This window comes from Pseudomonas sp. FSL R10-2964, assembly GCF_009600035.1.
Classification (GTDB): domain Bacteria; phylum Pseudomonadota; class Gammaproteobacteria; order Pseudomonadales; family Pseudomonadaceae; genus Aquipseudomonas; species Aquipseudomonas bubulae.
Map to the genome: position 1 here is coordinate 1 of NZ_WIWH01000053.1, position 24,093 is coordinate 24,093.

Annotated in this window: 20 protein-coding genes; 16 read left to right on the top strand and 4 right to left on the bottom strand. The window is 60.1% G+C overall.

Going from position 1 to position 24,093, the window contains the following annotated elements:
• Positions 1-169: 169 nt before the first annotated feature.
• Positions 170-1,033 carry a LysR family transcriptional regulator gene (locus GHN92_RS22015; RefSeq protein ID WP_095002424.1) on the bottom strand — a complete coding sequence of 288 codons (864 nt, stop codon included), beginning with the start codon at positions 1,031-1,033 and terminating at the stop codon, positions 170-172.
• A 176-nt stretch (positions 1,034-1,209) separates the two neighbouring features.
• On the opposite strand from GHN92_RS22015, the gene hcnA reads away from it, so the two are divergent.
• Genes hcnA through hcnC form a run of 3 tightly spaced genes read left to right on the top strand, consistent with a single transcriptional unit; the run spans position 1,210 to position 4,179 of the window.
• Positions 1,210-1,527 carry a cyanide-forming glycine dehydrogenase subunit HcnA gene (hcnA, locus tag GHN92_RS22020; protein ID WP_095002425.1) on the top strand — a complete coding sequence of 106 codons (318 nt, stop codon included), beginning with the start codon at positions 1,210-1,212 and terminating at the stop codon, positions 1,525-1,527.
• Positions 1,524-2,921: a cyanide-forming glycine dehydrogenase subunit HcnB gene (hcnB, locus tag GHN92_RS22025; RefSeq protein ID WP_095002426.1), complete on the top strand. Its 1,398-nt coding sequence runs from the start codon at positions 1,524-1,526 to the stop codon at positions 2,919-2,921. The genes hcnA and hcnB overlap by 4 nt, the downstream gene beginning before the upstream one ends.
• Position 2,922: 1 nt before the next feature.
• Positions 2,923-4,179, top strand: coding sequence for a cyanide-forming glycine dehydrogenase subunit HcnC (gene hcnC, locus GHN92_RS22030; RefSeq protein WP_153381114.1), 1,257 nt, complete (start codon positions 2,923-2,925; stop codon positions 4,177-4,179).
• 57 nt (positions 4,180-4,236) lie between these two features.
• Here the strand turns inward: hcnC and GHN92_RS22035 are convergent, their stop codons facing one another.
• Positions 4,237-6,711: a TonB-dependent siderophore receptor gene (locus GHN92_RS22035; protein ID WP_095024497.1), complete on the bottom strand. Its 2,475-nt coding sequence runs from the start codon at positions 6,709-6,711 to the stop codon at positions 4,237-4,239.
• Between the two features lie 250 nt (positions 6,712-6,961).
• Here GHN92_RS22035 and GHN92_RS22040 point away from each other — a divergent pair, with 250 nt between their 5' ends.
• Positions 6,962-7,828, top strand: coding sequence for a pirin family protein (locus GHN92_RS22040; RefSeq protein WP_095025095.1), 867 nt, complete (start codon positions 6,962-6,964; stop codon positions 7,826-7,828).
• Between the two features lie 81 nt (positions 7,829-7,909).
• On the top strand, positions 7,910-8,536 hold the full coding sequence (gene ycaC / locus GHN92_RS22045; protein WP_178102674.1) for an isochorismate family cysteine hydrolase YcaC: 627 nt from the start codon (positions 7,910-7,912) through the stop codon (positions 8,534-8,536).
• Between the two features lie 74 nt (positions 8,537-8,610).
• Here ycaC and GHN92_RS22050 read toward each other — a convergent pair whose 3' ends face one another.
• Positions 8,611-9,792, bottom strand: coding sequence for an acetyl-CoA C-acyltransferase family protein (locus tag GHN92_RS22050; RefSeq protein WP_095002429.1), 1,182 nt, complete (start codon positions 9,790-9,792; stop codon positions 8,611-8,613).
• Positions 9,793-9,836: 44 nt separating this feature from the next.
• On the bottom strand, positions 9,837-10,751 hold the full coding sequence (locus tag GHN92_RS22055) for a LysR family transcriptional regulator (RefSeq protein ID WP_153381117.1): 915 nt from the start codon (positions 10,749-10,751) through the stop codon (positions 9,837-9,839).
• A 133-nt stretch (positions 10,752-10,884) separates the two neighbouring features.
• Between GHN92_RS22055 and leuC the strand changes: the two genes are divergently transcribed.
• From leuC to folC, 11 genes are all read left to right on the top strand, one after another.
• Positions 10,885-12,318, top strand: coding sequence for a 3-isopropylmalate dehydratase large subunit (gene leuC, locus GHN92_RS22060; protein WP_095021360.1), 1,434 nt, complete (start codon positions 10,885-10,887; stop codon positions 12,316-12,318).
• Entirely contained in the window at positions 12,315-12,959 is a 645-nt protein-coding gene (gene leuD / locus GHN92_RS22065; protein ID WP_095024499.1) for a 3-isopropylmalate dehydratase small subunit, read from the top strand. Before leuC ends, leuD begins: the two co-directional genes overlap by 4 nt.
• 122 nt (positions 12,960-13,081) lie before the next feature.
• Positions 13,082-13,849, top strand: coding sequence for a class I SAM-dependent methyltransferase (locus GHN92_RS22070; protein WP_153381119.1), 768 nt, complete (start codon positions 13,082-13,084; stop codon positions 13,847-13,849).
• Between the two features lie 56 nt (positions 13,850-13,905).
• On the top strand, positions 13,906-14,988 hold the full coding sequence (gene leuB, locus GHN92_RS22075; protein ID WP_095002434.1) for a 3-isopropylmalate dehydrogenase: 1,083 nt from the start codon (positions 13,906-13,908) through the stop codon (positions 14,986-14,988).
• Between the two features lie 68 nt (positions 14,989-15,056).
• Positions 15,057-16,169: an aspartate-semialdehyde dehydrogenase gene (asd, locus tag GHN92_RS22080; protein ID WP_153381122.1), complete on the top strand. Its 1,113-nt coding sequence runs from the start codon at positions 15,057-15,059 to the stop codon at positions 16,167-16,169.
• Between the two features lie 166 nt (positions 16,170-16,335).
• Entirely contained in the window at positions 16,336-17,346 is a 1,011-nt protein-coding gene (locus tag GHN92_RS22085) for an aspartate-semialdehyde dehydrogenase (protein ID WP_095018882.1), read from the top strand.
• A gap of 61 nt (positions 17,347-17,407) precedes the next feature.
• Positions 17,408-19,804 (top strand): FimV/HubP family polar landmark protein, encoded by a 2,397-nt coding sequence (locus GHN92_RS22090; RefSeq protein WP_153381124.1) that lies wholly within the window; start codon positions 17,408-17,410, stop codon positions 19,802-19,804.
• A gap of 252 nt (positions 19,805-20,056) precedes the next feature.
• The gene (truA, locus tag GHN92_RS22095) at positions 20,057-20,881 is read left to right on the top strand and encodes a tRNA pseudouridine(38-40) synthase TruA (protein ID WP_153328577.1); all 825 of its coding nucleotides are present in this window, start codon (positions 20,057-20,059) and stop codon (positions 20,879-20,881) included.
• 56 nt (positions 20,882-20,937) lie between these two features.
• Entirely contained in the window at positions 20,938-21,561 is a 624-nt protein-coding gene (locus tag GHN92_RS22100) for a phosphoribosylanthranilate isomerase (RefSeq protein ID WP_095021363.1), read from the top strand.
• A gap of 268 nt (positions 21,562-21,829) precedes the next feature.
• Complete coding sequence (gene accD, locus GHN92_RS22105) at positions 21,830-22,750, top strand: acetyl-CoA carboxylase, carboxyltransferase subunit beta (protein ID WP_095002440.1); 921 nt, start codon at positions 21,830-21,832, stop codon at positions 22,748-22,750.
• On the top strand, positions 22,747-24,054 hold the full coding sequence (gene folC / locus GHN92_RS22110; RefSeq protein ID WP_095039388.1) for a bifunctional tetrahydrofolate synthase/dihydrofolate synthase: 1,308 nt from the start codon (positions 22,747-22,749) through the stop codon (positions 24,052-24,054). The genes accD and folC overlap by 4 nt, the downstream gene beginning before the upstream one ends.
• The last annotated feature ends 39 nt before the right edge of the window (positions 24,055-24,093 follow it).

The following is a 24,093-nucleotide window of genomic DNA, read 5'->3' on the forward strand; positions in this document are numbered from 1 at the left end:
TGGCCCTGATCGCGCAGCCACTGTTGATGGGTCGGCGATGTCAGCCAGCTTTCGTTGGCCCGGGTTAGGTCGGTCATGTGCCACCTGTATTGTTTTTATGGGTGATTCAACGCTCGCAGACTAAGGGATCTGGCACAAAGCTGAAAGCTTTCATCCGGCGCCTGGCGACTTAAATTTCCGGCTCCCGGGGCTGTGACCAGTCGCTGTCCTGCCTGACGATTTCGCGCAGCAGCGCGATGCCCTGTTGCAAGGCTGCGCAGTCACGCTCGCGGGAGTACACCAGGTAGGTGGGGTAGCTGAACTCCGGGGCCTTGGGCACCCGTTCCAGGGCACCGCTGTCCAGATAGCGCTCGACCACACGGGTGCGGAAGTAGCCGCTGCCGCCGTTGTCGAGGATGTAATGCAAGGCCACCGGGCCCAGGTTGAAGCTGATGGCCGCTCGCGCCCTGTCGGGCAGGGCGGCGTCATGCTGGCGGCGAAAACCCTCACCCCATTCGACGTATACATAAGGTTCAGGTTGTTCGGGGCGACGGATCTGGATCAGTTTTTCCTCCAGCAACTGCTCCACTTGCACACCGGGCCAGTAGGCGGGCTGATAGACCAGTGCAGCATCCAGCAGGCCCATCTCGATCTGACGCAGTAATTGTTCGGCATCGCTGATTTGTATGCGCAAGGCATGGGTGGTGAGGTGCTGACGCAGGGCTTTGGCCCAGTTGAGGATCAGCGGGTTGCACAGGCTGACTTCCCCGCCGATATGCAGCAACTGATGCAAGCCTTCGGGGCGCGGCAGATCGCGCCGTGCGGCTTCCCAGGTGTGCAGCAACTGGTTGGCGTACACCACAAAGGCCTCGCCTTCGGGGGTGAGTTTTGCGCCGGCGCGGTTGCGGGTAAACAGGGTGACGCCGAGCAGGCTTTCGAGCTTGTGTACCCGTGCGGTCACGGCTGTCTGGGTAACGTGCAGCTTTTCGGCCGCACCCACCAGGCTGCCGTAGCGGACAATTTCAAGGAAGGTACGGGCCAGGTCGAGGTCCATAAGCGCGCCAGTGTGCAAGGGGCTTGCAGTGTAAGGGTAATGGCTGGAAAACACATGAAACGTGACGTTTATTGGCACGCATCAATGTTTGTTTTCAGGAGCAGGCTAAGGTCGTCGGCCCTGGTACCCGGTGCCAGTGATTGACCGGGCAACACCACATAAAAAGGATGACAGACATGGATGACTTGAAGCGACAGTACGATATTCAACCCTTGAGGCAGGCCGACATGTCCATTCTGGTCAATGGCCAGCCAGTCAATGCCGCTCAAGGTGAAACCGTGCTTAGCGTGTTGAACTCAGTGGGTGTGCGGCAACTGTCGCGCAACGACCACGGGCGGATGACGGGCGCTTATTGCGGCATGGGCGTGTGCTACTGCTGCCTGGTGAATATTGATGGCAGGCACAAGCGTCGCGCCTGCCAGACCGTGGTAAAGCCCGGTATGCAGGTCGAGACCGGGATCAACCGCGTCGCCAGCCAGGAGCTGGTGCTATGAGCGCCCGTACGGTGATTGTCGGTGGCGGACCGGCAGGGATGTCGGCGGCAATAGAACTGGCGCAGCATGGCGTGCAAAGCACGTTGTTCGAAGAAGCCTCGCGGCTGGGTGGTGTAGTTTATCGCGGGCCTTTGCGCGACGGTGTCGAACTCGACTATCTGGGAGAACGCTACAAGGCTGCGCTGCACAAGTTGCACGGCGAATTTTCGGTCATTGCCCACTCAGTGGATGTACGCCTCAACCATCGCGTTGTCGGCGGGCAAGGTCAGCAAAGCCTGCAAGTGCTGGATGAGCATGAGCAACTGCAGCAAATCGGCTTCGATCAACTGCTGCTGTCCGCTGGCTGCCATGAGCGCAGCGTGCCGTTCCCGGGTTGGACTACCCCGGGTGTGATCATGCTGGGTGGCCTGCAGCTGCAGATCAAAAGTGGTGTTGTCAAACCCCGTGGGCCGACGCTGATTGCGGGCACCGGGCCCTTGCTGATGCTGGTGGCGTGCCAGTTGCACGCAGCGGGTGTGGAAGTGGCCGGGGTGTATGAAGCGTGCGAGTTTGGCCGCATTGCCAAGGAAAGCCTGGCGCTGCTCAACCAGCCCCAGTTGTTCCTCGACGGCCTGAGCATGCTGGTTTACCTCAAGCGCCATGGCGTGGCCGTGCATTACGGCTGGGGTGTGGTGCAGGCGTTTGGCGAAGGGGAACTGAGCGAAGTGATCGTGGCTCCCTATTCCAGCACCTGGCAGGCCGACATGAGCCAGGCGCAGGCGGTGAAAGCCTGCACCCTGGCGGTGGGTTATGGCTTTATTCCACGCACTCAGCTCAGCCAGCAGATGGGTCTGGATCATGCTTACAACGTCGACGGTTATCTGGCGGCTAAAGCCGACAACTGGCAGCAGAGCAGTCAGGCGTCAATCCACCTGGCCGGTGATGTCACGGGCATGCGCGGGGGCGAGGCAGCGATGCTCACGGGGCGGATTGGCGCGTTGTCGATCTTGCAGCAGCGTGGGGTCCTGAGTGCAAAGCAGGCGCTTGAACAGCGCCGCGAGTACCTGTCCAGGCTCAACACCCTCATGCGCTTTCGCGGCGGGATTGATCGTTATACCCGGCGCGGTACGCGCCAGATCGATCTGCCCCAGGCCGACACGGTGGTATGCCGTTGCGAGCATGTCACCCGCGCCGATATCGACCTTGCGCTCAGCCAGGGCGTGCAGGACATGGCCAGCCTTAAAATGCGCACACGCATCAGCATGGGCGACTGCCAGGGCCGCATGTGTGTCGGTTATTGCAGTGACCGCCTGCGTGAAGCCACCGGGCGCAAGGATGTGGGCTGGTTGCGCCCGCGATTCCCGCTGGAACCCGTGCCGTTTTCGGCTTTTATCAACGCGAGCAAGGATGCCTGACATGATCAAGACCTATGACGTTGTCATCGCCGGTGGCGGTGTTATTGGCGCCTCCTGTGTGTATCACCTGTCCCGGCGCAAGGATCTTAAAATAGCCCTGATCGACTGCAAGCGCCCCGGCAATGCCAGCCGCGCGTCGGCAGGCGGGCTGTGGGCCATCGGCGAGTCCGTGGGGCTGGGCTGCGGGGTGATTTTTTTTCGCATGATGTCTGCCGAACGCAAGCGTGAAGCCCAGGGTTCGGCCGTGATTGTCGACGCCAGTACCCCGCATATCCTGCCAGCGTGTTTTTTCGACTTTGCCCTGCAATCCAATGCCTTGTACCCCGGCTTGCACAAGGAACTGCTGGAAAACCACGGGATGGATTTCAAGTTCGAGCGCACCGGGCTCAAGTACGTGATTTATGACGATGAAGACCGGCTCTATGCCGAGCATATTGTCGCCAATATCCCGCATCTGGCCGATGAGGTGCGCTGGCTCGACCAGGCGGCCCTGCGCGAGGCGGAGCCGAGCGTCAGCCACGATGCGCAAGGTGCGCTGGAGTTTTTGTGCGATCACCAGGTGAGCCCGTTCCGGTTGACCGATGCCTACACCGAAGGGGCCCGGCAAAATGGAGTCGATCTGTACTTCAACACCAACGTCATCGAGGTCATGCGTCAGGGCAGCAAGGTGACCGGCGTGCGCACCGACAGCCAGGGCGCGTTCCACTGCAAAACCCTGATTAATGCCGCTGGCGCCTGGGCGGCAGAACTCAGCGTGATGGCCACTGACTTGAGTATCCCTGTGGCCCCGGTCAAGGGGCAGATTGTATTGACCGAGCGCATGCCCAAGTTGCTGAACGGCTGCCTGACCACCAGTGATTGCTACCTGGCGCAAAAGGACAACGGCGAAATCCTGATTGGCAGCACTACCGAAGACAAAGGCTTCGACGTGACCACCACCTTCCCTGAAATCACCGGGCTGGTACAGGGAGCGATGCGCTGTATTCCCGAACTCAAGGACGCCAACCTGAAGCGTACCTGGGCCGGGTTGCGGCCAGGCTCCCCCGATGAGCTGCCGATCCTGGGGCCCATGAAGGGGATTGAGGGGTATTTGAATGCCTGCGGGCATTTCCGTACCGGCATCCTGACTTCGGCGATCACCGGTGTCATGCTCGACGCACTGGTGCGGCAAGAGCCGCTGCCGCTGGAGGTCACGCCGTTTCTGGCGGAGCGTTTTGACTTGCAACCGGTGGCGCTGAAAAAAGCCGTGAGTGCCTGATACGGTCTGCTCGCGATGCGCTTGGCCTTCGCGAGCAGGCTCGTTGCCGCTGCTGACTTAGAAGGTGTACTTGGACGTCAGCATCAGGCTGCGTGGTTCGCCATAGTAGGTGGTGTTGAAGTTACCCAGCCCCGACAGGTACTTTTTATCGAACACGTTGTTGGCGTTGAGGTTAAACGTCAGGTGTTCGTTGTACTCGTAGCGGGTCATCAGGTTGACCAGCGCGTAGCTATGCTGCTCGATGATGTCGTAGTCGCCCTTGGCATCGTTGTAGATCTTGCCGTAGAACGGGCTTTGCCAGTTCACGCCACCGCCCACGGTGACTTTGTTCAGCACCCCCGGCAGGCGGTAAGTGGTGAACAGACGCGCCACGTTTTCCGGTTTGGTGGTTTCCAGCGGGTAGCCGTAGACACGTTCGCCATCATCAGAGCGGGTGCGGGCGTAGGTGTAGCCGGCGATCAGGTTCCAGTCCGGCATCAGTTCACCGGCCAGTTCCAGCTCGATGCCGTTGGTGGTCGCACCATCAAGGGATTCATAAATGCCCAGGTTGGTGTTGGCGTTGGTGCCGACCTGAATCGGTACATTTTTCTGTTCGGTCCGGAATACGGCCGCACTGGCATTCAAGCGGCCATCAAAGTACTCGCCCTTCAAACCGAGTTCGTAGCTGTTGCCTTCTGTGGGGGCCAGGGTGGCACCGGAACTGCTCTGCTCGGTAAGAGGTTTGTAGATCGAGGTGTAGCTGCCGTACACCGAGTAGTTGTCGTTGATGTCGTAGACAACCCCGGCGTAGGGCGTCACCTCGCCGTGCTGTTTTGCCGTGGTCTTGTTGTCCTGGAACGTGCTGGTCTGCTCGTAGTACTTGTAGGTGCTGTTGTACTGGAAATCACTTACACGGCTGCCAAGGATAATCGACCAGTCGTCTGCCGGCTTGAAGCGTGCGGCGATATAGGCGCTGTTTTGATTTTGGTTGGTTTCGTATTTGCCGTTTTTCGGGAAGTCCGGTCTCGGGTATTTGCCGTTCCAGTCAAAAATGCTGCTCGACAGCTCACGGAATTCGCTGCCGTCGAAGGTCGCGCCGGTCTGGCGGGAGGTCTGGGAGGTTGCGCCCACTACCAGTTCATGTTCGCGGCCAAACAGGGTAAACGGGCCGGTCGCATTGATATCGAAGGTGTTCTGGACGCGATGGCCTTCCCACTGGCCCCAGTAGAAGAACATGCCGTCACCCGTGACCGGATCAGGCATCCCGCCGCTGGCCGAACCCAGCAGGGTGTCGTGGTCGTTGGTTTGCTGGGTGAGGGTGCCTTTGACTTTCCAGTCATTGGCGAAACGGTGCTCCAGGGAGGCGAAGGTGGACTGGATCTGGACGTCGCGGCGGCTCCAGTCGGTGGCCGGGTTGAACGAGCGGCTGAAGTCGGTTTTGGTGTAGTTGGAGAAGTAATACGGGTTGCCGGTCCAGGACGAGCCGCGAGGCTTGATATTCTGGTAGTCCATGCCGAAGGTGAACAGGGTGTCGGGGGTGAGGTCGGCCTGGATGATGCCGTAGAACACGTCATTTTTACGTGAGTAGTGGTCGCGGTACGAGTCGGCATCCTGGTAAACCGCCACCATTCGCCCGCGCACGCTGCCATCGTCATTCAACGGCCCGGAGATATCACCTTCGGTGCGATAGTTGTCCCACGAGCCCGCGCTGGCAGTGACCGATGCCTTGAAGTCGCGGGTCGGTTTTTTGCGAATCAGGTTGACCGTGGCCGACGGCTCGCCCGAGCCGGACAACAGGCCGGTAGCGCCCTTGACGATATCGACGCGGTCATACAGGGCCATATCGACCTTGGTCGCACCTTCATCGAACACGCCGTCATACAGGGTGTTGACCCCGTCGTACTGAAAGTTGGTGATGGCATAGCCGCGGGCCGAGTACTCCATGCGGTCGCTGTCGTAGGCCTGGGTGGAAATGCCCGGCGCGTTGCGCAGTACATCGCCGATGCTCTGTGCGGCTTGATCGTCCATCAGTTGGCGGGTGACTACTGTGACGGTCTGCGGGGTTTCGCGAATCGACAGCGGCAGTTTGGTCGAGCTGTTGCTGGCGCCGGTGGTATAGGAATGGGTGTCTTCGGTGGTCAGCGAATCGCCCAGGCCCTGGCCTGTGACAGTGGTTGCACCCAGTTCCAGACCTTTGCCTTGGGGGGCGCTCAAAATCACCGTGTCGCCGTTGAGCTGATACGAGATGCCGCTGCCCTGCAGCAGGGACTCCAGTGCCTTGACCGGCTCCAGCGAACCGCTCACTGGACGCGACTTGATGCCTTGCACCTGATCCGGGCTGTAGAGGATCTGCAGGTTGGCCTGCTTGCCCAGTTCATTCAGCGCGCTGGCCAGGGCTTGCGACGGAATGTTCAGGGCCACCGGCGCCGCGCTGGCAAGGGATGCCCCCAGCATGACCGAGGCCATCAGGGCACTGGACAGCAAGGTGTGGCGTACCGTCCGGCGTTGGGTGGCGATCGAAAGAGGGGTCCGGCTCAAGTTGGGTCGTTGCATCGCGTGCCTAGGCTCCGAAGTAAGAAGTTTCATTCTTGTTAATAGGAATAGTTATTAGACGCAGCACGATTGATAAACCAGAAACAAGTTTCTGATTTAGTTGGTTTTGCTCCGGCCATTACAGGCTTGACCCGCTGATGCAGGGCGGAATAATTGTTCCATCCATAGAACGATCAGTACCAAAAAACCTGTCTAGTCTTATGGGTGCGACGAATCTATAGTTGTTGCCATGATTTACAGGAGGTGCAACATGAAAAAAATTCTTGGTGTTTATCAGGCCCCCCGCCCTCATTGGGTCGGCGATGGTTTTCCGGTTCGCACGATGTTTTCCTACGACAGCATGGGCAAACACATCAGCCCGTTTCTGTTGCTGGATTACGCCGGGCCAGCCGAGTTCACGCCCACTACAGAGCGTCGTGGTGTAGGCCAGCACCCGCACCGTGGTTTTGAAACGGTGACCATCGTCTACAAGGGCGAAGTGGAACACCGCGACTCCACCGGCAACGGCGGGGTGATCGGTCCGGGTGATGTGCAGTGGATGACCGCAGCGTCCGGCATCCTGCACGAGGAGTTCCATTCCGAGGCGTTTGCCCGCAGTGGCGGCCCGCTGGAGATGGTGCAGCTATGGGTCAACCTGCCTGCAAAGGACAAAATGGCCGCTCCGGGGTATCAGGGCATCGTCGACCGTGACATCCCCGACCTGGCGCTCAAGGACGATGCCGGCCGTTTGCGCCTGATTGCCGGTGAGTTCGATGGCAAACGCGGCCCGGCCCATACCTTTACGCCGATCGACGTGTGGGATATCCGCTTGAATGCGGGCAAGTCGACTACGCTGGATCTGCACCCGGGCCGCAACACTGCGCTGGTGGTGCTGCATGGGGCGGTCGAGGTCAACGGTCAGGACGTGGTGCGTGAAGGGCAGCTTGCGCTGTTTGAGCGTGATGGCTCGAGCATCCGCCTTGAAGCCAATAACGACGCCGTGCTGCTGGTCCTCAGCGGCGAGCCGATCGACGAACCGATCGTGGGCCATGGGCCGTTTGTGATGAACACCGACGCCGAAATCCATCAGGCGTTTGTGGACTTCCAGTCGGGCAAGTTTGGCCGCATGCCCGCGTAGCAATGCTGCACCGAAGCGCAATGCCAGGCCATGAGGGTCATGGCCTGGCCTTTTCTGTCTTATCCCAGAGAGGTAAACCCTGTGACAACTTCTTACAAGCGTTTGGACAAGGACAATGCCGCCGTTTTGTTGGTGGACCATCAGGCGGGTTTGCTGTCGCTGGTGCGGGATATCGAACCGGACAAATTCAAGAACAACGTGCTGGCGCTGGCTGATCTGGCCAAGTACTTCGAGTTGCCGACCATTTTCACCACCAGCTTCGAAACCGGACCCAACGGCCCGCTGGTGCCCGAGTTGAAGGCGCTGTTCCCGCAAGCGCCCTATATCGCCCGCCCGGGGCAGATCAATGCCTGGGACAACGAGGATTTTGTCAAGGCGGTCAAGGCAACAGGTAAAAAGCAACTGATCATCGCAGGGGTGGTCACTGAGGTCTGCGTGGCATTCCCGGCACTGTCGGCACTGGCTGAAGGCTATGAGGTGTTTGTGGTGACGGATGCGTCGGGTACGTTCAACGAAATCACCCGCCATTCGGCCTGGGATCGCATGTCATCCTCGGGTGCGCAACTGATGACCTGGTTTGGTCTGGCCTGTGAGCTGCATCGCGACTGGCGCAATGACATTGAAGGCCTGGGCGCGCTGTTCTCCAACCATATCCCGGACTATCGCAACCTGATCACCAGCTACTCCACGTTGACAGCCGGTAAATAACCGTTGGGCTCGAAGCGGCTGCCGAAGGAATCAGGCTGCGTTCGGCGGCAGTTGCTACGAGTTTTGGTCGTGTTTCACACCCGCTCGAAAATCACCGCTATGCCCTGGCCGCCGCCAATGCACATGGTCGCCAGGGCATAACGACCCTGTGTCCGATGCAGTTCATGGATGGCCTTGGTCGCGATGATCGCGCCCGTGGCCCCCACCGGGTGGCCCAGGGCGATGCCCGAACCGTTGGGGTTGACCCTGGCTGGGTCCATATCCAGTTCCTGCATCACGGCACACGCCTGGGCGGCGAAGGCAATGTTGGCTTCGATCACGTCCATGTCACCGATCTTCAAGCCAGCCCGCTTCAATGCCAGCCGCGTTGCCGGTATCGGCCCCAACCCCATCAGCTCGGGCTCAACCCCTGCATGGGCGTAGGCCACCAGCCGCGCCATAGGCGCAAGATTGCCCGCCTGTACTGCCGCGCCACTGGCCAGCACCAGCGCCGCCGCCCCATCATTGAGCCCCGATGCATTGCCTGCAGTCACGCTGCCGTCTTTCTTGAAGGCCGGTTTCATCAGCGCCAGCTGCTCCAGGGTAGTGGCCCGCGGGTGCTCGTCCTGGCTGAACATCACACTGCCTTTGCGGCTGCGTACCTCGACGGTGGCGATCTGGCTGTCGAAGTAACCTTGCTCGATAGCCCGGGCGGCGCGTTGCTGGTCTTCAAGCGCAAGAGCGTCCTGGGCCTGGCGGCTGATGCTGTTGCGTTGGGCGATATTCTCGGCCGTTACACCCATATGAATGCCGTGGAACGGGTCGTGCAAAATACCCAGCATGTAGTCGAGCATTGGCGTATCGCCCATGCGCGCACCCCAGCGGGCGGCGGGCATCAGGTAGGGGCCGCGGCTCATGGCTTCGGCCCCGGCGCCAATGGCGAACTCGGCGTCGCCGAGCATCAGGGTATGGGCGGCAGAAATGATCGCCTGCAAGCCCGAACCGCACAGGCGGTTGACGTTGTAGGCCGGGGTTTCCTTGGGGATCCCGGCATTGATCGCCGCAACCCGCGCCAGATAGGCATCCTGGGGCTCGGTGGGAATCACGTTGCCCATCACCACATGACCGATGCGCCCGGGGTCGACCTGGCTGCTGTGCAACGCGGCCTTGACCGCAGTGCTGGCCAGTTCGGCCAGGGGCACGTCCTTGAGCGAGCCGCCAAAGGTGCCGATGGCCGTGCGCCGGGCGCTGAGGATGAAAATTTCAGGAGTTTGCATGGCGGGTCCTTATTGTTTTATCGGGCCAAATGCGCGGGATTATTTCACCGGTGTACGGTTTGGGCGTCGTCCGTTTGTGCGGGCAGGGCATCTACCTGGGCATCGAGCAGGGTCATAAAGGCATGGGCCGCATTGGACAAGGTGCGTTCGGTATGCAGGATATACCCCAGCTGGCGGGTCAGCTGGATGCCGGGCAGGGCAATCGATGCCACCTGCTCATCCAGCATGGTGCGCGGCAACACGCTCCAGGCCAGGCCGATGGACACCATCATCTTGATGGTCTCCAGGTAATTGGTGCTCATGGCGATGTTGGGCGTCAGGCCCTGGGCTTCAAACAGGCGATGGACAATATGATGGGTAAAGGTATTGCCGCCGGGAAACACCGCTGGATGGCGTGCAATATCGGCCATGCTTACGGCTTTTTGCCGGATCAGGCGGTGCTCCGGGGCCACCACGAAATCCAGCGGGTCATCCCAGACCGGCACGGCACGAATCAGTGAATGAGGCTCCGGCGCCAGGGTGATCACAGCCAGTTCTGCGCGGCCATGCAGAATCTCGTCGTAGGCCACTTCGGAATCGAGAAACTGAATATCCAGCGCGACCTTGGGGTAAGTGCGGGTGAACTCGCGCAGTAAAGGTGGCAGGCGGTGCAGACCGATATGATGGCTGGTAGCCAGGGTCAGGCGCCCGCTGACTTCGCCATTGAGGTTGTTGAGTGCCCGGCGCGTGTCATCCAGTACGTTGAGGATCTGGTAAGCGCGCGGCAGCAAGGCCCGGCCGGCTTCGGTGAGGCTGACCTCACGGCCCAGCCGGTCGAACAGCCTGAGCTTGAGTTGCTGCTCGATGCTGGCAATGCGTTTGCTGATGGCTGGCTGGGTCAGGAACAGCCGTTCGGCGGCCCCGGAAAAACTGCCGGTTTCAGCAATTGCAATAAACGCATTGAGATTCGCGAGATCCATCTATTCGAATTCCTGTTGGTTATCCAAAGCATAAAAATTATGAATTTGAGTTATTCACTGTAACCCCATAGGATCGACCTCACAAGCCAAGTGGTTATTGGCACAGAAAAGTAGCTGATGAGGAAACCGTCTGATGGCCGGCAAAACGCTCTACGACAAGCTCTGGGATTCGCATTTGGTCAAGCAGCGTGACGATGGCTCGGCGCTGATCTACATCGACCGTCACATCATTCACGAAGTGACCTCGCCGCAAGCCTTTGAAGGCCTGCGGCTGGCCGGGCGCAAGCCTTGGCGTATCGATGCCAACATCGCCACCCCGGACCACAACGTACCGACCACGCCGGAGCGTAAAGGCGGGATCGAAGCGATTGCCGATCAGGTTTCCCGTCTGCAGGTGCAAACCCTGGATGACAACTGTGACGAATACGGCATTACCGAATTCAAGATGAACGACGTGCGTCAGGGTATCGTCCATGTGATCGGCCCGGAGCAGGGCGCGACCTTGCCGGGCATGACCGTGGTTTGCGGTGACTCGCACACCTCGACTCACGGCGCCTTCGGTGCATTGGCCCACGGTATCGGCACTTCCGAGGTCGAGCATGTGCTCGCCACCCAGTGCCTTGTCGCCAAAAAAATGAAGAACATGCTGGTGTCGGTCGAAGGGCAATTGCCGTTCGGCGTAACCGCCAAGGACATCGTACTGGCCGTGATCGGCAAGATCGGCACCGCGGGCGGCAATGGTCATGCCATCGAATTCGCCGGCAGCGCGATTCGTGACTTGTCCGTCGAAGGCCGCATGACCATCTGCAATATGTCCATCGAAGCCGGTGCCCGTGTAGGCCTGGTGGCCGCCGATCAGAAAACTGTCGATTATGTAAAGGGCCGTCCGTTTTCGCCTAAAGGCGCTGAATGGGACCTGGCGGTCGAAGCCTGGAAAGACCTGGTGTCCGACAGCGATGCGCAGTTCGACACCGTGGTTGAACTGGACGCTACGCAGATCAAGCCGCAAGTCAGCTGGGGCACTTCGCCCGAGATGGTTCTGGCGGTTGATCAGAACGTGCCGGATCCGGCACAGGAAACCGACCTGGTCAAGCGTGGCTCGATCGAACGTGCATTGAAGTACATGGGCCTGACCGCCAACCAGGCGATCACCGATATCCAGCTCGATCGCGTATTTATCGGCTCGTGCACCAACTCGCGGATCGAAGACTTGCGTGCTGCGGCAGTAATTGCCAAGGGGCGCAAGGTGGCGTCCACCATCAAACAGGCGATTGTGGTGCCGGGCTCGGGTCTGGTTAAAGCCCAGGCCGAGGCTGAAGGTCTGGACAAGATCTTTATCGAGGCCGGTTTTGAATGGCGTGAGCCGGGTTGTTCGATGTGCCTGGCGATGAACCCGGACCGCCTTGAGTCGGGCGAGCATTGTGCCTCGACCTCCAACCGCAACTTTGAAGGCCGTCAGGGCGCCGGTGGCCGTACTCACCTGGTCAGCCCGGCCATGGCCGCTGCCGCCGCCGTGAATGGTCGTTTTATTGATGTCCGTGAATTGATCCAGGGGAGCGCAGCATGAAGGCTTTTACTCAGCACACCGGTTTGGTCGCGCCTTTGGATCGTGCCAACGTCGATACCGACCAGATCATTCCCAAGCAATTCCTGAAGTCGATCAAGCGTACCGGCTTTGGCCCTAACCTGTTTGACGAGTGGCGTTATCTGGATGTGGGTCAGCCCTACCAGGACAACTCCAAACGCCCGCTGAACAAGGATTTTGTGCTTAACGCCGAGCGTTACCAGGGCGCCAGTGTGTTGCTGGCCCGGGAAAACTTCGGTTGCGGCTCCAGCCGTGAGCACGCGCCGTGGGCGCTGGAAGAGTACGGTTTTCGCAGCATCATCGCGCCGAGCTACGCCGATATCTTCTTCAATAACAGCTTCAAGAACGGTTTGTTGCCGATCATCCTGAGCGACGCCGAAGTCGATGAGCTGTTTGCCCAGGTTGAAGCCGCGCCGGGTTACCAGCTCAAGATCGACCTCGAGGCGCAAACCGTGACCCGCCCGGATGGCAAGGTGCTGGGCTTTGAAATCGATGCGTTTCGCAAGCATTGCCTGCTCAACGGCCTGGACGATATCGGCCTGACCTTGCAGGACGGCGATGCAATTGCCGCGTTTGAAAGCAAGCACCGTGCGAGCCAGCCGTGGTTGTTTCGCGACGCTTGAATGGCCTCATCGCGGGCAAGCCCGGCTCCCACAGGGGAATGCATTTCAAATGTGGGAGCCGGGCTTGCCCGCGATGACGGCAGTGTGGACAACCCAAGTCTTGACGCTAAAAGGAAGTTTTAATGACCAGTACCGCCCAGCACACCCAGGTAGTACAAAAGCAGTTCGGCGAACAGGCGTCGGCCTATCTGAGCAGCGCCGTGCATGCGCAAGGCACCGAGTTCGGTCTGCTCAAGGCCGAGCTGGCTGACAAACAGCAGGCGCGGGTGCTGGACCTGGGGTGTGGCGCGGGCCATGTAAGCTTTCATGTGGCTGCACTGGTCAAGGACGTGGTGGCCTACGACCTGTCGCAACAAATGCTGGATGTGGTCAGTGCTGCCGCCAGCGATCGCGGGCTGGGCAATATCAGCACCGTTTGCGGCGCGGCAGAACGTTTGCCGTTTGCCGATGGCGAATTCGACTATGTGCTCAGCCGTTACTCGGCCCATCACTGGAGCGATCTGGGCGTGGCCCTGCGCGAAGTGCGCCGGGTGCTCAAGCCGGGTGGCGTAGCGGCATTTATCGATGTGATCTCACCCGGCAGCCCGTTGTTCGACACCTACCTGCAAAGTGTCGAAGTGCTGCGCGACACCAGCCATGTGCGCGATTATTCGAGCGCCGAATGGCTGCGTCAGGTCAGTGAAGCCGGTTTGCACGTGCGCAGCACACAGCGTCAGCGTTTGCGTTTAGAGTTCAGCTCCTGGATCGAGCGCATGCGTACGCCACAGGTCATGAGCGCGGCCATCCGCCAGTTGCAGCAGTCGATGGGCGCCGAAGTACGCGATTATTTTGAAATTGAAGCCGATGGTTCGTTCAGCACCGATGTGCTGGTGCTGTGGGCCGAGAAGTAACCTGAATATTTCCGGGTGCGCCTGCGGGGGCATCAACAGACAAGAAAGAGGAACCCATGAGCAAGCAGATTCTGATTCTCCCTGGCGACGGTATTGGTCCGGAAATCATGGCCGAAGCGGTCAAGGTGCTGGAGCTGGCCAGTGACAAGTTCAACCTGGGCCTGGAGCTGACCCACGACCTGATCGGCGGCGCAGCCATCGACAAGCATGGCGTACCGTTGGCCGACGAGACCCTTGAGCGCGCCCGTGCGGCCGACGCTGTCTTGCTGGGCGCCGTGGGTGGCCCGAAATGGGACAAGATCGAGCGCGACATTCGCCCCGAGCGCGGCCTGCTGAAAATCCGTGCGCAACTGGGCCTGTTCGGCAACCTGCGCCCGGCAATCCTGTACCCGCAACTGGCTGATGCATCGAGCCTCAAGCCGGAAATCGTTTCCGGACTGGATATCCTCATCGTTCGCGAATTGACCGGTGGTATCTACTTCGGCGCCCCCCGTGGCACCCGCGAGCTGGAAAACGGTGAGCGTCAGGCTTATGACACCCTGCCGTACAGCGAAAGCGAAATCCGCCGCATTGCCCGCGTCGGTTTCGACATGGCCCGCGTGCGTGGCAAAAAGCTCTGCTCGGTGGACAAGGCCAACGTGCTGGCGTCCAGCCAGCTGTGGCGTGAAGTGGTCGAGCAAGTGGCCAAGGACTACCCGGACGTCGAGCTGAGCCATATGTACGTCGACAACGCGGCCATGCAACTGGTGCGCGCACCCAAGCAATTTGACGTGATCGTCACCGAAAACATGTTCGGTGACATCCTGTCCGACCAGGCTTCGATGCTCACCGGCTCTATCGGCATGCTGCCATCGGCATCCCTGGACACCCACAACAAGGGCATGTACGAGCCTTGCCACGGTTCGGCGCCGGACATCGCGGGGCAGGGCATTGCCAACCCGCTGGCGACCATTTTGTCGGTGTCGATGATGCTGCGTTACAGCTTCAACCAGACCGCTGCTGCCGATGCCATCGAGCAGGCCGTAAGCCTGGTTCTGGACCAGGGTTTGCGTACCGGTGATATCTGGTCGACGGGTTGCACCCGGGTCGGAACACAGGAAATGGGCAATGCAGTAGTCGCGGCGCTGCAGAATCTGTAATCTCTCGGGCCCGTTACTTCCTGTTGGTGGAAGTAACGACCCCACTTTTTGTTAAAGGTGTAGTTGCGATGAAACGTGTAGGTCTGGTCGGTTGGCGCGGTATGGTTGGTTCCGTGCTCATGCAGCGGATGCTGGAAGAGCAGGATTTCGATCTGATCGAACCGGTGTTTTTCACCACTTCCAATGTCGGTGGACAAGGTCCGTCCGTGGGCAAGGATATTGCCCCGCTCAAGGATGCTTACAACATTGAAGAGCTGAAAACCCTCGATGTAATCCTGACCTGCCAGGGCGGCGACTACACCAGCGAGGTGTTCCCCAAGCTGCGTGAGGCGGGCTGGCAAGGTTACTGGATCGATGCAGCGTCGACCCTGCGCATGCAGGATGATGCGGTCATTATTCTGGACCCGGTCAACCGCAAGGTCATCGACCAGCAGCTAGATGCCGGCACCAAAAACTATATCGGCGGCAACTGCACTGTCAGCCTGATGCTGATGGGTCTGGGCGGTTTGTTCGAAGCCGGTCTGGTGGAGTGGATGAGCGCCATGACCTACCAGGCGGCCTCGGGCGCCGGTGCGCAGAACATGCGCGAGCTGATCAAGCAGATGGGCACCACCCATGCGGCGGTCGCCGATCAACTGGCCGACCCGGCCAGCGCGATTCTGGATATCGACCGTCGTGTGGCCGAGGCCATGCGCAGCGATGCCTACCCGACCGAAAACTTCGGTGTGCCATTGACCGGCAGCCTGATCCCGTGGATCGACAAAGAGCTGCCGAACGGTCAAAGCCGTGAAGAGTGGAAAGCGCAGGCAGAAACCAACAAGATCCTGGGTCGCTTCAAGAACCCGGTTCCGGTGGACGGTATCTGCGTACGTATCGGTGCGATGCGTTGCCACAGCCAGGCCTTGACCATCAAGCTGAACAAAGATGTGCCTATCGCCGATATCGAAGGTTTGATCAGCCAGCACAACCCCTGGGTCAAGCTGGTGCCAAACCAGCGTGAAGCCAGCATCCAGGAACTGAGCCCGACCAAGGTTACCGGCACCCTGAATGTACCGGTTGGCCGTCTGCGCAAGCTGAACATGGGTTCGCAGTTCCTCGGTGCCTTTACCGTGGGCGACCAGTTGCTGTGGGGCGCGGCAGAACCGCTGCGCCGCATGCTGCGGATTTTGCTGGAGCGTTAATTCGCCTCTGGCAGGTTCAAGCCCGCGTCTCGCAAGAGGCGCGGGCTTTTTATTGGATGATCAGCTGCTACGAATTGTCATCATCCATCAAATCGGCCGGGCGCGTTGCCTGTCGGGGTTGTGCCCGGTACAGTGCCGCTCCCCACGTTTCGCCTGAGGTAGATACATGAACCAGTCCTTTGATATCGCCGTCGTTGGCGCCACCGGCACTGTCGGCGAAACCATCGTACAAATGCTCGAAGAGCGTGATTTTCCGGTTGGCAAGTTGCACTTGCTGGCCAGCAGTGAATCTGACGGGCATTCGGTGCCTTTTCGCGGTAAAAACGTCAGGGTGCGCGATGTCGACACGTTCGATTTCAGCAGCGTACAGCTGGCATTCTTTGCCGCAGGCCCTGCCGTGACCTTGAGTTTTGCTGCCAAGGCCAGTGCAGCCGGCAGCATGGTGGTCGACCTGTCCGGCGCGCTGCCTTCTGCACAGGCGCCGCAGGTGGTACCTGAAGCCAACGCGCAGGTGCTGGCAACCTTGAAAAAACCACTGCAAGTCAGCAGCCCGAGTCCTTCGGCCACCGCACTGGCCGTGGTGCTGGCGCCTTTGCTAAGAGTGCTGGAAATTCAGCGGGTCAATGTGACGGCCTGCATGGCAGTTTCCGCTCAAGGCCGTGAAGCGGTCTCGGAGCTGGCACGCCAAACCACCGCGCTGCTGAACCTGCATCCGCTGGAAACCAGCTTCTTTGATCGTCAGATGGCCTTCAACGTCCTGGCCCAGGTCGGCACGCCGGACGCACAGGGCCATGTGCCGCTGGAAAAACGTTTGGTCAATGAGCTGCGCGAAGTTCTGGCTATGCCTACGCTGAAGGTATCGGCCAGCAGTGTGCAAGTGCCGGTATTTTTTGGCGACAGCTTCAGCGTGTCCCTGCAACTGGCCGGGCCGGTGGATCTGGTTGAAGTCAATGCCGCCCTCGAGGCAGGTGAGGGTATCGAGCTGGTGGAAGCCGGTGACTACCCGACTGCTGTTGGCGATGCCGTAGGTCAGGATGTGGTGTATGTCGGTCGAGTGCGTCACGGTGTGGACGACACATCTGAACTTAATCTGTGGCTGACGTCAGATAACGTACGCAAGGGTGGCGCATTGAACGCCGTGCAGTTGGCTGAGTTGTTGATAAAAGACCAACTGTAAAAGATACTTGGCTGCTATACAGGTCTCGTGGGACGAGGCCTGTACCAATAAGGAAGAGGCTATGGTTCAGGTTCGCAAATTGGTGTTGGCAATCGCTGCCGCTTCGGCGCTGTCATCCGGTATGGCGCAGGCGCTTGAGCTTGGGGAGCTGACGCTCAAGTCGGCGCAGAACCAGCCGCTGCTGGCAGAAATCGAGCTGCTCGATGTCAAGGACCTGACTGCTGCGCAAGTGGTGCCAAGCCTTGCCCCCGAACAGGAGTTCAGCAAGGCAGGAGTTCCGCGCCCGGCGTTTCTGGATGATTTGCGCTTTACCCCGATCATCAACGCCGATGGCAAGAGCGTATTGCGCGTCACCTCCAGCCAGCCGCTGTCCGAACCTTTTGTGAACTTCCTGGTGCAGGTGATGTGGCCCAACGGCCGCTTGATGCGCGACTACAGCGTGTTGCTCGATCCCGCCCGGTTCTCGCCGCAGGCCGCGTCGGCGGCATCAACGTCTGCGCCTGCCGCGCCCGTGCAGTACACCACCACGTCCCGTGACACACTGTGGGAGATCGCCGCCAAGGCGCGCAACGGCGGCTCGGTGCAGCAGACCATGCTGGCAATTCAGGCCCTGAACCCTGATGCGTTTATCAACGGCAATATCAACCGGCTTAAAACCGGCCAGGTACTGCGCCTGCCAGATGCCTCGCAAAGTGTGCAATTGCCCCAGGCCAGGGCCATCAACGAAGTGGCGTCGCAAAATGCCGACTGGCGCAGTGGCCGTCGCACCGTACCCTTGGCCCAGCAACTCGATGCAACCGGTCGCAAGCCTGTGCCGGCGCCTGCCGCCAAGGCTGTGCATCAGGATGCCTTGAGTCTGGTTTCCGCTCAGGCAGGCAAGGGTGCTGCCGGGGATGCGAAAAAACTGGCTGACCAGCTGGCGATGACTCAGGAAGGTCTGGACAGCAGCCGTCGTGAAAATGCCGAGCTGCAAGACCGGATGAAAGACCTGCAAAGCCAGTTGGACAAGCTGCAGCGTTTGATTGAATTGAAGAACGATCAACTGGCCAGGCTGGAGGCCGGCAAAGGTGCGCCTGTCGACCCGGCAGTTGCGTTGGCCGGCGTGCAGGCCGCGGATGCGCCTGAAGCCGATATTGCGCCGGCAATCGAAGGTGCGCCGGCCACTGCAGTGGCACCAAGTCCTGAAGACACCGGGGCGACGCAAGGCCATGAGCGAAACATTCAGGACCTGCTGAACAGCCCGCTATTACTGGGGCTTGTCGGCGGCGGGGCGGTCTTGTTGCTGCTCTTGCTGTTGTTGCTCGTGCGTCGGCGCAAGGCGCTGCAAGAAGCGCAAAAACATGCGCGAATGGCTCGGGATCTTGAAAATGAGTCCGGGTTTGCAGCCGATCTGGATCTGCCGCAAAGCAGTTTTGAGGGGCTTGAAACGCCGTCGCGCAGTATCGATCCTGCACCTGCACCTGCACCTGCACCTGCACCTGCACCTGCACCTGCACCTGCACCTGCACCTGCACCGGTCGTGGAGGCAGTAGCTCCGGTGGTCGCGCCGGTTACCCTGGCCAAGCCTGCGGCTGATGTGCTGGATCAGGCCGAGCGGTTGATTGAGCAGCGTCAGTTGAGCGAGGCCGTTGTATTGCTCAAGGCTGCGATCGATCGGGAGCCCCAGCGCAGTGATTTGCGTCTTGAGTTGATGCGGGTTTACGCCGAACTGGGTGATCGTGACGCTTTTATCGCTCAAGAGCGCCAACTGGTAGCCAATGGCAAGAATCACGCTCAGGTCGAGCAGCTCAAAAATCGTTATCCTGGCATGGCGGTGGCGGCAGCGGCCGGCATTGCTACCGCAGCGGTGGCCACCCAGCTGCAAGCGCAATTTGTCCAGGACATGATGCGCGACGATCGCGAGGTCGAACCGCAGCCGGAGCCTGCTGCACCTGCACCTGCAGCGTTCGATCACGATTTTGATCTGAGCCTTGATGAACTGGAAGCGGCTTCCCCTGCGGTGGTGACGCCAGAACCTGCAGGGCTCGACAAGCCGGCGGCAGACAGTTTCGAAGCGGTGCTTGAACAGCAGGCTCAGGTTCAGGCAGCTCACGAAGAGGCGTCGGACTTTGATCTGGACCTGCCGGCGGACTTTGACCTGTCCCTGGCTGAAGAAAGCGCTCCACCCGCTGTGGCGGCGGACAGCTTTGCCCTTGAGCTCGACAAGGTCAATGCCGAGTTGCATCGCCTGTCGCAAAGCCTTGAGCAATCATCGCTGGAACAGCCCTTTGCCGATGATGAGCCGGAATTCGACTTCCTCTCTGGCGCCGATGAAACGGCCACCAAACTCGATCTGGCCCAGGCCTATATCGATATGGGTGACGACGAAGGTGCGCGGGATATTCTGACCGAGGTCATGGAGGAGGGTAATCCACAGCAGCAGGCCGAAGCCCTGGAAATGATGGCACGCCTGACCTGAGTGAAACTCCTTTAGATACTCTGTTGCCGGTCAACCCTCCCTGTGGGAGCGAGCCTGCTCGCGAACGACCTTCGCGAGCAGGCTCGCTCCCACAGTTGAAATGTCCTTCGGCAGCTGCTACGAAGCCTGGTTTGTCTGACGTTCCGGTGAAATGTTTCATGGCGTCTTGCCGGGTGCGCCCTATAATGGCCGCCTTTGCGTTTATGAGCAGGCTGCAAGTCCTTGGCAAATATAGATAACCCGGCCGCTGAAATGGCCGCGGAAGGTTTTTACCGAATCGCCCTTGGGGTGGAATACAAAGGTTCGCGCTACAGCGGCTGGCAGCGCCAGGCCAATGGTGTGCTGACCGTTCAGGAAACCCTGGAAAACGCCCTGTCCAAAGTGGCCGCCTCACCGGTCTCCCTGATGTGCGCCGGGCGTACGGATGCCGGTGTGCATGCCTGCGGGCAGGTGGTGCATTTTGACACCCGGGCCGAGCGCTCCCTGAAAGCCTGGGTCATGGGCGCCAATATCAATTTGCCCCATGACATCAGCGTCACCTGGGCCCAGGTCATGCCCGCGCACTTCCATGCCCGCTTCAAGGCCATCGCCCGGCGCTACCGCTATGTGATCTACAACGATCAGATCCGGCCGGCCCATCTGAATCAGGAAATCACCTGGAACCACCGCCCGCTGGATGTCGAGCGTATGGCCGAGGCAGCTCGACACCTGTTGGGCGTGCATGATTTCAGTGCCTTTCGCGCCGGACAGTGCCAGGCCAAATCCCCGATCAAGGAAATGCACCATCTGCGCGTGAGCCGTCACGGCAACATGATTGTGCTGGATATTCGTGCCAGTGCCTTTCTGCACCATATGGTGCGCAATATCGCCGGGGTGCTGATGACTATCGGTACGGGCGAGCGGCCGGTGGAGTGGATCAAGGAAGTGCTGGAGAGCCGCGAGCGGCGCTCGGGCGGTGTGACGGCCCATCCCTACGGCCTGTATCTGGTGCAAGTTGAATACCGCGACGAGTTCCAGTTGCCGGAACGTTACATTGGTCCACATTTCTTGACCGGTTTTAGCGGCCTGGACGGCTGACGCCCGGATAAGCATTTGTTACCATCCGGGGCTTTCGCGTTCGGGGTGTTATCGAGATGTCCGTTGTTCGCAGCAAGATCTGCGGTATTACCCGCATAGAAGATGCACTGGCTGCGGTCGAGGCCGGGGCTGACGCCATAGGCTTCGTGTTCTACGCCAAGAGCCCGCGGTCAGTCACGGCCGCGCAGGCGCGGGCCATTATTGCCGCCTTGCCGCCTTTCGTGACTTCGGTGGGGTTGTTCGTCAATGCCAGCGCCTGTGAGCTGAACGAAACCCTGGATGCCGTGCCGCTGGATCTGCTGCAGTTTCATGGCGATGAAACCCCGGAGCAGTGCGAAGGCTATCACCGTCCTTATATCAAGGCGTTGCGGGTCAAGGCCGGTGATGACATCGCCGGTGCCTGCAAGGCCTATGCAGGGGCCAGCGGTATTTTGCTCGATGCCTATGTTGAAGGTGTACCGGGTGGAACTGGTCAGGCATTTGACTGGTCTCTGATACCTCAGGGTTTGCACAAGCCGATTATCCTGGCCGGCGGCCTGACGCCCGACAACGTTGCAGACGCCATCGCCCGGGTGCAGCCCTACGCCGTGGATGTCAGTGGCGGCGTTGAAAAGAGCAAGGGCATCAAGGATCACGACAGGATTCGTGCCTTTATGCGGGCAGTGCGCACGGCAAACTGAAGCGGATGTGACGGCTGGCACTCTGCCGCCGTCCATCAATACCGCTCTGCGAAGCAGGCGGGCCCGGTGAGAAGACGGGCAGAAATTTAAGTGGCGGCCGCTCTGGTGCGTGCTGTCGGTAAGGCTGAGGGTTGCAGGGTTTTGCTGGTTTGCCGAGTGCGGACCGCGGTTCCGGCAATTATCGCCACACACCTGATTAATTTAGCTCAAGGGCATACACGGGGCCTGAACTGAACTGTTCTGGCCACCGGTACTGGAGAAAGAAAGCATGAGCAACTGGTTGGTAGACAAGCTGATTCCTTCGATCATGCGTTCCGAGGTCAAAAAGAGCTCGGTACCTGAAGGCCTGTGGCACAAATGCCCGTCCTGCGACGCTGTGCTTTATCGTCCGGAGCTGGAAAAGACCCTGGACGTTTGCCCGAAATGCAATCACCACATGCGTATCGGCGCCCGCGCCCGCATTGATATCTTCCTGGACGCCGACGGCCGTGCCGAACTGGGTGCAGACCTGGAGCCGGTTGACCGTCTCAAGTTCCGTGACAGCAAGAAGTACAAGGACCGTCTGGTCGGCGCGCAAAAGCAGACCGGCGAAAAAGACGCCCTGATCTCCATGAGCGGTACCTTGCTGGGCATGCCGGTGGTGGTATCGGCCTTCGAGTTCTCCTTCATGGGTGGCTCTATGGGTGCCATTGTTGGCGAGCGCTTCGTGCGTGCGGCCAATTACGCCCTTGAACACCGCTGCCCGATGATCTGCTTCGCAGCCTCGGGCGGTGCGCGGATGCAGGAAGCCCTGATCTCCCTGATGCAAATGGCCAAGACCTCGGCGGTACTGGCGCGTCTGCGTGAAGAAGGCATCCCTTTCATCTCGGTACTGACCGACCCGGTATACGGCGGTGTTTCGGCCAGCCTGGCGATGCTGGGTGACGTGATCGTGGCTGAGCCTAAGGCGCTGATCGGTTTTGCCGGTCCGCGTGTTATCGAGCAGACCGTTCGCGAAAAACTGCCGGAAGGTTTCCAGCGCAGCGAGTTCCTGCTGGAGCACGGCGCCATCGACCTGATCGTTGCACGTCAGGAGCTGCGTCCGCGCCTGGGCAACCTGCTGGCGCAAATGATGGGCTTGCCGACTCCGGTGTTCGTGGCCGCGCCTGTTGAAACCATCGTTGTTCCGCCGGCACCTGCGAACCTATGACCCAGCGCACCCTTGGCGAGTGGCTCGCCTATCTTGAGCAGTTGCATCCATCGGCCATCGATATGGGGCTGGATCGCGCACGCGAGGTAACGAACCGCTTGGGGCTGCAAAAGCCTGCGCCTCGGGTGGTGACGGTGACGGGTACCAATGGCAAGGGCTCGACCTGTGCGTTTGTGGCTTCGTTGCTGCAGGCGCAAGGGTTCAAGGTGGGGGTTTACAGTTCGCCCCACCTGCTGCGCTATAACGAGCGCGTACAAATTGAGGGTGTTGAAGTTTCGGACGAGCTGCTTTGCGAGGCCTTTGCGGCCCTGGATGCAGGGCGCGGCGAGACATCCCTTACATATTTTGAAATGGGTACGCTGGCAGCCTTCTGGTTGTTCGAGCGTGCCCAGCTGGATGCCGTGGTGCTGGAAGTCGGCCTGGGCGGGCGCCTGGATGCGGTCAATCTGGTGGATGCCGACCTGGCGCTGGTGACCAGTATCGGTGTCGATCATATTGAGTATCTGGGCAACACCCGCGAATCCGTGGGCTTTGAAAAGGCCGGGATTTTCCGTGCCGGCAAGCCGGCCCTGTGTGGCGACCTGAACCCGCCGCATACATTGCTCGACAAGGCCGAGGAGCTGGGTTGCCCGCTGTTTCTGCGTGGTCGTGACTTTGATCTGGCCAGTGCTGACCAGGTCTGGCATTGGCGTGGTCAGGATGCCCAGGGGCAATTGATCGAGCTGCGCGATATTCCGCTGCTGGATCTGCCGATGGAAAACGCGGCGCTGGCCGTGCAGGCCTACGGGTTGACCGGTCTGCCCTGGCAGCCGGAGCGCATTGTCGCGGCGCTGGCAGGTACTCGCATCACGGGGCGCCTGGATCGTCGCCAGTTCAGCTGGAAGGGCAAGCCCTTGCATATACTGCTGGATGTAGGGCACAACCCCCATGCCGCCGAGTATCTGGCGCGGCGTCTGGCGCAGCGGCCGGTGGCAGGCAAGCGCCTGGCGGTGTTCGGTTTGCTGGCCGACAAGGACCTGGATGGCGTAGTGTCACAACTGACGGGTTCGGTCGCGCATTGGGCTGTTGCGCCGCTGGATACCCCGCGCACGCGCCCGGGCGCTGAAGTCGAGGCCGCGCTGCAGGGTTTTGGGGCGGCTGTTTCGGCTTATGCCAGCGTGGAGCAAGCGCTTGAGGCGCAGTGCGAACGGGCCACGACTGACGACGAAATCCTGTTGTTCGGATCATTTTATTGTGTTGCCGAAGCGCTCGAGTGGTTGGAGCGGCGTGCCACGCAGGAGGCTGCAAATGGCTTTGCTGGATAAGGCGTACAAACAAAGGATGGTGGGTGCCCTGGTGCTGGT